The sequence below is a fragment of the Roseibacillus ishigakijimensis genome (assembly GCF_016595415.1).
Taxonomy (GTDB): Bacteria; Verrucomicrobiota; Verrucomicrobiia; order Verrucomicrobiales; family Akkermansiaceae; genus Roseibacillus; species Roseibacillus ishigakijimensis.
Genome location: NZ_JAENIO010000086.1, coordinates 1 through 1,851 on the forward strand (window position 1 = coordinate 1; position 1,851 = coordinate 1,851).

Consider the following 1,851-nt stretch of genomic DNA (forward strand, 5'->3'; position numbering starts at 1 on the left):
ATCCTCTTCAGTTGCTGGAAAAATCGCGAAAAATACGACGAAAGGCGCTACCTCAAAGCCCTGGAAAAATCAAACAGCCCACTCCTCAAAACCATTGAGACAATCAAGAAAACCCACCCCAAACTCGGTGAACAGTTTTCCTAAAAATCACTTGTCAGTTGGCCTCAGTGGTTTGTTAGGCCTCTATTTGGAAGACGTTGTAAAGTAGCTTGTCATAAGGGCTCTGTAATTCGGAATGTACTCGGAAAGAAGTGTCCCGAGTCCTTCGATATCATTACGCCAGTCACGGTGAAGTTCTCCTGCCATTGCGAACCAGTTCATCAGCTGAACACCTCCTGCTTGCATGCGCAACCAAGCACTGTGACGAGTAACTTCGTTAAATGTTCCTGAAGCGTCAGTAATAACAAAGACTTCATATCCAGCCTCAATGGCAGAGAGTGCAGGAAATGCAACGCAGACTTCGGTCACGATACCTGCTATAATCAATTGCTTGCGCCCAGTCGCTTCGATTGCACTGACAAAGTCTTCATTGTCCCAAGCGTTGATTTGGCCAGGGCGTGCAATATAGGGAGCATCAGGGAACATCTCCTTTAGTTCTGGAAGCAGTGGTCCGTTGGGGCCATCCTCAAAGCTGGTAGTAAGAATGGTTGGTAGTTCAAAGTAATCACCACAAGCGGCTGTGGCCAATACGTTATTCTTAAATTCTGAGGGCTGAAAGTCCTGAGCTAAAGAAAGCAAACCTGCTTGGTGATCAACTAAAAGTAGCACGGCATCATCCTTTGATAGGCGGTTGTATTTGTATGGTGTGTTCATTATTGTGTTTTTCTTGTTTGTGGTTGTGATATGATTTTAGGCCTAACGTCTTAGCACACCCAATCCGACCGACTCAGCGCGCTTTCACTACTTCTACCACGTCCCCTGCTCCAGTCAAGCCGCCGACTCGCCAGCGCGGTCGGATTTGTGGTGCTGCGCATTGTTCTGTGTTCAGTAGATTCTACCCGAGATCCACGACTAGCTCTGGATCGAAACTTGGATTCGGATCATCGAGGTAGGCCCGTGGATTGGATAGGATTCTTGTGTCCCCAATTTCGTAATCCTGCGAATGGTGAATGTGTCCGTGAATCCAAAGCAAGGGTGAAAGATTCTCGATAAACGAATCAAGATTCGATGCGTATGCGCAGCTGATAGGTTCCGTCCTACGGCGATGGGGAAGCGAACGGATTGACGGGGCATGATGAGTAACAATTACTGACCGTCGTGAATCCCCTGCCTCAAGAAACTGCCGAATAGAGCGGACACTTTCAGCATGTAACAGCCGAGTGTCGACAGGTCTGAGCTTCTGATATGAAGGCGTCTTCCTAATCCTCTTGTAGTCGTTCATCCTGACAGCCTCGAGACATCCCACATGGTGGTCGCCGAGCAGCTCCATATCTGTCCAAAGAGTAGCGCCAAAAATCCGGTATCCCCCGAATTCAACGAATTCGTTCTCAAGAAAATGGATATTCGTCCCCTCTGCCTCTTCACGAATTTTGTCGCGTAACCTCGGAATCTTCTCTCCGTAGTATTCGTGATTCCCAGCGAGATAGACGACCGGGGTATCTGGGATATTCTCTTTGATCCAGCGAACTCCGTTGAGTTTAACGTGCACGTCACCTGCCAACACCACTAGGTCGGCATCAACACGAGGGAAATCAAACGCACCAAATTCGATGTGAAGGTCACTGAGAACTTGGATGCGCATACTTTTTTCTCACAGAGATTATATGGTTGATGATTTGCCAGACCAGCACCTTTTCAAGGAAAAGTGGCGTGCTTAGGATTTTCGTGGGCTATCCCGCAGCCACTTGGACT

2 protein-coding genes are annotated in these 1,851 nt (G+C 48.1%); both read right to left on the minus strand.

Translation table 11 applies throughout. The features are described from left to right. Positions 1 to 183: 183 nt before the first annotated feature. A complete protein-coding gene (gene ycaC, locus JIN78_RS16635; protein ID WP_200393125.1) occupies positions 184 to 813 on the minus strand; it encodes an isochorismate family cysteine hydrolase YcaC in 630 nt (209 codons plus the stop codon). Positions 814 to 994: 181 nt separating this feature from the next. Then, positions 995 to 1,741 (minus strand): metallophosphoesterase, encoded by a 747-nt coding sequence (locus JIN78_RS16640; RefSeq protein WP_234038058.1) that lies wholly within the window; start codon positions 1,739 to 1,741, stop codon positions 995 to 997. Positions 1,742 to 1,851: the final 110 nt, after the last annotated feature.

Excerpts from the sequence above, each read along its gene's own strand:
- JIN78_RS16640 (WP_234038058.1), bottom strand. The coding sequence starts at position 1,741 with ATGCGCATCCAAGTTCTCAGTGACCTTCACATCGAATTTGGTGCGTTT.
- ycaC (WP_200393125.1), bottom strand. The coding sequence starts at position 813 with ATGAACACACCATACAAATACAACCGCCTATCAAAGGATGATGCCGTG.